Genomic DNA, 7,639 nt, shown 5'->3' with positions numbered 1-7,639 from the left:
ATGCAAAATTTTCAGGATTGCCAAAGATGTTTATCGGGGCAAACACAAGCATTACTCTTTGACATGGAATTTAGTGGCTGCTCTTGTTAACTTACGCTATGGCTGTATTTAGGAAAGATGTCTATTGATTATATTGGCAATCGGTGCAGTCTCAGGATGGCTAGCTGGCATCGTTATGAAAGGCGGCGGGTTTGGTCTTATCGGCGATATTATTGTAGGGATTATCGGCGCGGTTGTGGGTGGTTATATATTTGGGTTTTTTGGCATCAGTGTGGGTATCGGACTCATTGGCTCAATTGTAACTGCCACGGTAGGCGCGATAATCTTGCTTTTCGTTATTAGATTAATCAAACGCGGCTGAAAAAGTCTGTTAATCCCTATTTGAAATGCCCAACAGTGTTTGGACACTGTATCTTTCGTAACTTGTTTTGAAGGACATTATGACAAAAGAAATAATCACTAAAACCCAAGGCAATTTACTCACCGCCTTATGCGTTGGTTTTAACCTGTTTTTAGTCAGTGGCGACACTAACGCCAAAGAAAGTTTTGAAACGTTACCCGAAACGAAAGACTACAGTTTTGCAGAAGCCGCTATCGAATCCATCACCGGCGATGTTTATTGCGACAAAGCCGCAGAAAACTGGCAAAACCTTTCTTATAAGAATATATTCAGCAAAGGCTGGGGGAAACCGTGGGTCAGCCCGCCCAATGGTGGTGGCGGTGCGCCGCGTCAGGGCTGGATTAATGCGTATGATGGGGTTTTTTACCGTTTGAGTATTGCTACTTTCGGTTGGCAACACGGTAATAACGGCGATAGCTATGCAGGTAACCTGATAAGTTACACACCGCTGAACCAGCGTCTTGAAGTTATTACTGAAATTCCTATGGCATCCAGCACGGGTGCTAATGGACAAACCAACTTCGGCGATTTCAGAATCACACCCCGCATCATTCTTTCTGAATCCAAAAATACTACTCAATCTTTTAATCTCACTTTCCGCACGCCCACCGGCAATAGTATTAATGGCAACGGTGTCGCGTCGATTACACCGCAATATCAGTTTTGGCATAATTCATGGAAAGGCTTGGTGGTTCGCGGTGGAGCAGGTTTTACTATTCCCTACGCAGGCGAACTGAGTAAAACGGGAGTGCGTAGTTCGTTTGATGCCAATTTAGCAATAGGTTATTACTTCACACCTCACGATGCTGTCCCGTTTGGCGATATGGTCTGGTATGTTTCAACCAATCTCAGCCAGCCAATAGACAATCGTGCGGCAACCAGCAATACTTTTGTATCACTCACTCCTGGTTTTCGTAGTCATGTCGGTGATAACTGGTATTTACTGGGTGCATTGGAAGTTCCTGTTACCAGCAATTCATCCTATGACTATCAAGTCATGGGAGGTATTATGAAAGTATATTAATCGCCCGTAAATTGATTAAAAATGCCCAACAGTGTTTGGGCCTTTTCATTTTTAAACAAAAGAAAACCAGTGATGAAAACATTATTAGCAATCTTGATAGCCCAGCAATTCTCATTATAGTAAACACTTTTAAATCATAATGTTTTAAATTAAATTTACAAGCCTGTTTTTCATTCTACAAAATCCTATTTTTCACCGATGCCGTAAAGACTGATAAAACAGAAGTACTAATATTATTATTCATTTGGTTCTTCGATTACTTTACAAGTATCGCGGTAGAACACATACAAATTTTCAAAACTATAGTGCTATCTTTTTGATTTTATTTATATTTCCATAATTAGAATTGCTACAAGTTATCAGTCTTCATTACTGTTGATAAAGCGATAGATTACTGCACCCAGTAAAGCACCTGCAATTGGGGCAACCCAAAAGAGCCAGAGTTGTGCTAATGCCCAATCTCCTGCATAGATTGCAACGCCAAGACTTCTTGCGGGATTGACCGAAGTGTTAGTAACAGGGATGCTGATCAAGTGGATCAAAGTAAGAGCCAGACCAATGGCAAGCCCAGCAAAGCCACTTGGCGCATTTTTATGGGTAACCGACAAGATGATGAACAGAAACATCATGGTCATGACAATTTCTGTCACCAGTCCAGCTAATAAAGAGTATCTGCCTGGTGAATGCTCACCGTAGCCATTGGAAGCAAAACCACCGATAGTAGTAAAATCTGCTTTGCCGCTAACAATAAGATATAAAACTCCTCCTGCAACTATCGCACCCAAACATTGAGCAATAATGTAAGGTAGAAGTTTGTCTGCTGGAAATCGGCCACCTGCCCAAAGTCCAATGGATACGGCGGGATTCAGGTGACAACCGGAAACATGGCCTATTGCATAAGCCATGGTCAAAACGGTTAGACCGAAGGCAAAAGCAACGCCTAGAAAGCCAATACCAAGGCTGGGAAATGCGGCATCCAAAATCGCACTACCGCAACCACCAAGAACCAACCAAAATGTTCCGATAAACTCAGCACTATACTGTTTCATATTTTTCCCCTGTTTTTTTAAGTCAAAAATTACGCCAGATATAGAGTCCTTAGTTGATGTATCAACATTGATCCTCCAGTCAATCAAGATGGACTCTTAGCTCATGTATTTATTATGTCGTTTAATTAATTCTGGCCTCTATCTCTAATATTCAATTTAGTAAAATCTTGTTATTTTCTAAATTTAGACATTAGACACCCTGGAAATGAATATTGACGCTGTCCGATGTGTCGAGAGGAAAGACTCAAACCCGGTTTTGCATGTTCTCTCTTTGGGTTCAAAATGATATTTCAGATAATTTTTTATCATTTATCCTGTCAATTCACCAGAAGTCACGCAAGCAAATGCTAGAAGTTCAGGCTTAAGTTTAAAATACCTTCATAATCCCACCTTGCACTTCAATGGGGATGTCCAACAGGAGGAAAACGTACGTTAGCGCTAAAAGTGGGTTGACAAATTCCATAAGTGCCTAAGATATAAAAGTTTATGGACACAGAAATAGCACTAAGAAATCATGTCTACTAAATTGTTTTTCACCACATTAATAGATAAGCTGTCTACTAATCTACTTAAGAGACAGTGTTAACTATGTTTTTTGGCTATAAAAGCCAATAGCTTTGCTTAGCGTACGTTTTTAGTACTGTTGCACTTAAAACACCTCTTAAGACTTAATTTAATCAGATTGGAAATACAAAAACTATTAGTACAACTACTTAGTTGATCCGAAAAACGAGGTTTTAAATGGTTCGAGTAAATGAGCAATGGCTGGATATTTTGAGCCAAAATGTCTAGTGTTAAAAACAGTGTCCCTTGAATTTAGTGGCTTGCAAGGATATCAAAGGGCCAAAACAGAATACAGCACGATAGTACCATCTGAATTAATAGCATATTGCCCACTTTCATTCTGCCATATTCATCGCCATAAAGCTGTCAGCCGCGACTGGCAGTTGATGGCCGTCAACTGTCTGCTGTCATCAGTTGAAACTGTATCTTAGCTTACAAATTCAGGATGCTCATAAATGTTGTTTGTTATCATATATCAAGTTCAAGATCAGATAGGGCTGTACTGCTGCAAGCATAGATGAATCCGGCATTTCTGGTTTTGGCATCAATTTCACAAAATGGACTAACGTTAACCTTACCTTTACATTTAACCTCGCATTCACCACATGTGCCACTGCGACAACTGTAATCGATCTCAATGCCATGAGCTTCGGCCAGTTCCAGCAGTGTTGTATTTTCATCGGTATCGACTGTTTTTCCTGATCGGGTAAAAGTGATTTTGTGTAAGGCGCCTTTCAGTTGCAATGATTTTGCTATATCACCAGATTCTTGTACAGAACGTCCAGAACTAAAACTTTCGGTATGAAAACGTGACCTGTCATACGCCATATCACGCAATAACTTTTTGATATTGTCGGCAAAAGGTTTGGGACCACACAAAAATATATCGCGTTCATGAATATCGGGAACAAACATGTTCAGCATGTGATCATTAATCCGTCCAGTTAATCCTGTCCAGAAATCCGTGCCGTGCGATCCTGATGTTACCGTTATTCCGATATCAAAACTTCGGTTACGAGCTGACAGCATTTCAAATTCCTTGCGAAATATAATGTTCGCCGGTGATTTAAAAGAAGCCAATAATTTGACATCCACGTTCGCAGCGGTGTCTGCAATCCAGCGACTCATGGAAAGTATCGGCGTAATACCGCTACCAGCACCTATAAACAGTATTTTATTGGCGGGGTAATTAAAACAGGTAAACTTTCCGGCAGGTCCCTTAACGGTTAGCACGTCACCTACTTTAACATGCTCACAAAACCAGTTTGAAACCAGTCCGCCCGGCATTCTTTTGACAGTCACCTCCAATAAATGAGGCCTTGAAGGACTGGAGGACATACTGTAAGAGCGATTGACTTCTTGATTAGCAATTTTCAGTATAAAAGTAATAAACTGCCCCGGCTTATAGTAAAAGAGCAGTGGTTCTTCACCGCTCAGGCGAAAAGTTTTGCAATCATGGGTTTCTTCAATAATATCGACAACCTTAAGGTTAGTGATGCCTTCGTTCCATATTTTTAGTTGACCCGGATTTTCGATCATATTAATCAACAACGGACTGGGCACCGGGGGAGGAGGCTCTTTATAGAAAAAATCCGGTATGGTATCCAGTTCATCGGCTTCAAGAGCAGCATCATCAATACAACCTGGCGTATTGGCGATAGAAAATTCCAGTCGATAACCGGGAATATCTATTTGCACGCCATTATGAAGCTGAACTGGTTTATTGAGCTTCAGTTTTTTATTTTTAATCAGTATACCGTTGTTACTGTCCAAGCTTTCAATATAGAATTTCCCTTCCCTATTCAATATAACGGCATGAAACATGGCCATTCCCGGTGCTTCAAGTTGTAAGTTGGCATCGGGATGTCGGCCAATAATCGTTTCTCGTACAAAATGTTGGAGGGGAATTTCATCAACAAGGACGCCTGATTTGTAGATCCACATTTTATCCACAGAATTTTGTTCAATGTGTCTTCCTTCAAACAATTGTTTTAACCAAAGTTCGCTAGCATCACTGATTTTTTCTGGGTGTTGAGTGGTAACGCCATGTTTGACAGGTTGTATTGGCTGCTGTGGCCTCTGATCGGAGAAAAAGGCTTGGTGCCAAAATAAATTATCATCCTGTTCCAAATCGCCATTTTTAATCATAATCACACCTCACTCTCAGGTTTTTTAATTAAATTGACATGCCTTATGATAATTGTCAGTGCGCTTATCGATTTAATATGGTGTCACGCAGACTTTCCATGATTTCCATCATCCTTTGCAGCTCATTGGTGGAAATATTCAGTTCGATTAACGTTTCTCTAAAAATGTCTAGAACCCGGTTGAAATGCTCGTCTGATAATCCGTATTTTTCTTGTAAGGGTTTATGTACAGCACGCAGATCTAAATCTGAATATTGATAAGGCCCACCAAAAGCCATTGCTAAAAATGATTTTTGCTTCAGTCGTTGGCTAACCATGTCAGTATCCTGAAAAAAATGGCTGACCAGATCATCTTGCAGAATTTTCTGATAGAACAAATCCACACATACTTCCATGGCTTTGTCTCCGCCCACGCGATCATAAAGTGGAATATCCATTAGTTGAAAATAATCTCCGCCTTTTGCAGCCATATTATCTGTGCCCCAATCGATTTTTTTATCCAGTTTTTTCATCAGGGGGATATGCTTGGAACATTGAATATAGGCTTCTTCAACTTCTATCATTATCCAGCGCTCGGGACATTTTTTGCCTTCCAGATGGATTTCTTCAATAACATCTTGAGTCAGTTTGTCAGTATATTGGAGTAGTTCATCATTGGAAATAATTTTGACTTTACCATTAACATGTAGCCCCACAGTATCTTTGGTGAAATCTATCATCAGCAGGGCGATATGCGGATTTTCAGTCATATTGCCACTATTTGCGAATACCCCGTTGCCTCGATATTCAGGATACATCAAGTATTTATTGCTGAGTACCCGAATAAAACCAGGGTTGCCAAACTTTGATGTGCAGTCGCATTCACCGTTACGGTCGGCTGTCGCGACAAACAAAAATTCCTGACGTGCTATAAATTCCCGCATTTTTGGTGCCAGGAAATCCAGAACTTGCCTATCGTAAAAATTTAAGGCTCTGTCTCGTGCGCCCCACTTCTCCTGTAGCAGGTGTTCGCTATCGGAACCCGGAGTGAGAGTTGGTTTTGGAGTAGTTGTTTGCAGATCGCTTATTTCATCAGAAACTGAGTTTGTTTGATTGTCCGGAGTAGCTTTGAGCGATGAATTATTTTGTTGGCTATAAGTATTCGTCTTAAGCTTGTCTTTAAAAATGGCGAATTTTAACGCGAAATTTTTCGATTTTGTTAGGGTATTGTCTTGTGTATCAGTAGTTTTCAGGATTTGGTGTTCCTCACTAACATCAACAGTTTCAGGCAGGGCCTGAGTTTTCTGTTTTTGTGAATTCTTCCCGGATTTATTACCGCTATTTTTTTCAGAATTGGATTTACCCATTATCTGCTCTCCTCATTGCTTTCATTTAGGCTACGCACAAAGTGCAATGTTGGAGAGCAATATTGGCAATAAACACTACCCAAAATATTATCGGATAACGCTACATTGCTCTAGCTTGCACATTCTAATTGTTATTTGATGGTGTCTCCAATATCTGAGTCTAGCGTAAATGCTGATGCTTTAAAATGGCATAAAAAAAGATGCTCTGAAAAGACAAAATACAGGAGCCTTAAATCGCAATATCATTAATATAATTTAATCATAACAATCCTTAGTGCTATTTGACAAGGAAGGCTTTTAATGAAGTACTGACCAAGTATGATTGACGCCGAACACTCCTCCATGGGCAAGGTATAAAACCGAACTTGATATTTTGTCTAACTCATGATTAATGATGGCTTTACTAATAAATCTAATAAGTGTTTTTGGCTAAGTCTTAGGTAGTTTGTCAGGCAATTTGCTGCTCCATTCGCTCACAATCTGGCTCAACTTCTCAGTGATGGCAGATCTTGCTTCAGTTCGCTCCCATGCATTAGATAAAAGCTGATCGTAGTGTGTATATTTGTGGCGAACATGTGCTTTCACGGCTAGTTCGATGGCTTCTGCATCGAACGCCTTCGCCGCAGAAGATCGACCTACCCGCCCACTATATTTCTGGCAAGCATGCTCAGCAATAGCTTCAGCTTCTTGAGTTGGACAACCAGGATACTGCATGCTGATTTGTTTTGAAAACTGCGTAACGTATTCTTTATCAGCTTGTTCACGAACTATAACAGCCCGCTCTCGCGAAATCTTTCTATCTGCCGCATCGCATTCGCATTCTTTCTCTGCTCTTATGAGCGCTTCAGACTCTACGAGTAATCCCTGACGCTCGTACCTATGGCGTGAGCGGCTAAACCTCACCACAACTGCCGATAGGTTTGAATATTTTCTGCTACGCAGTGTTAGTGCGACATCGCCTCGTTGAAGGTATATCAAGTGATCTAGGTTCTGTTGACGTTTCACCAATCCGGTAGAATAAGCCATTTTGAATGAAATGAAGCGGATAAAATTAAGTGATGAAGAGTGGACTCGTATTTTGGCAAGCTTAAAAAAATTGCCTGGAGTTC

General features: G+C 40.6%; 6 protein-coding genes. 2 read left to right on the top strand and 4 right to left on the bottom strand.

Annotated features, from left to right (window positions below; genetic code table 11):
* Positions 1–124 precede the first annotated feature (124 nt).
* Both N7974_RS19640 and N7974_RS19635 read left to right on the top strand, forming a co-directional pair.
* On the top strand, positions 125–361 hold the full coding sequence (locus N7974_RS19640) for a GlsB/YeaQ/YmgE family stress response membrane protein (RefSeq protein ID WP_262967234.1): 237 nt from the start codon (positions 125–127) through the stop codon (positions 359–361).
* A gap of 79 nt (positions 362–440) precedes the next feature.
* A complete protein-coding gene (locus N7974_RS19635; RefSeq protein ID WP_262967233.1) occupies positions 441–1,424 on the top strand; it encodes a hypothetical protein in 984 nt (327 codons plus the stop codon).
* A gap of 359 nt (positions 1,425–1,783) precedes the next feature.
* On the opposite strand, the gene aqpZ is transcribed toward N7974_RS19635, so the two are convergent.
* From aqpZ to N7974_RS19615, 4 genes are all read right to left on the bottom strand, one after another.
* Complete coding sequence (gene aqpZ, locus N7974_RS19630; protein WP_262967232.1) at positions 1,784–2,473, bottom strand: aquaporin Z; 690 nt, start codon at positions 2,471–2,473, stop codon at positions 1,784–1,786.
* Between the two features lie 1,032 nt (positions 2,474–3,505).
* Positions 3,506–5,185: an FAD-binding oxidoreductase gene (locus N7974_RS19625; RefSeq protein WP_262967231.1), complete on the bottom strand. Its 1,680-nt coding sequence runs from the start codon at positions 5,183–5,185 to the stop codon at positions 3,506–3,508.
* Positions 5,186–5,249: 64 nt separating this feature from the next.
* A complete protein-coding gene (locus N7974_RS19620) occupies positions 5,250–6,530 on the bottom strand; it encodes a globin domain-containing protein (RefSeq protein WP_262967230.1) in 1,281 nt (426 codons plus the stop codon).
* Positions 6,531–6,959: 429 nt separating this feature from the next.
* A partial coding sequence (locus tag N7974_RS19615) for a DUF2293 domain-containing protein (protein WP_262967229.1) occupies positions 6,960–7,639 on the bottom strand: 680 nt, incomplete at its 5' end.

The organism is Methylobacter psychrophilus (assembly GCF_025583945.1).
Classification (GTDB): Bacteria; Pseudomonadota; Gammaproteobacteria; order Methylococcales; family Methylomonadaceae; genus Methylobacter_C; species Methylobacter_C psychrophilus.
The sequence above is the reverse complement of the archived record's forward strand: the minus strand, read 5'-3'. Positions and strand labels throughout refer to the sequence as shown.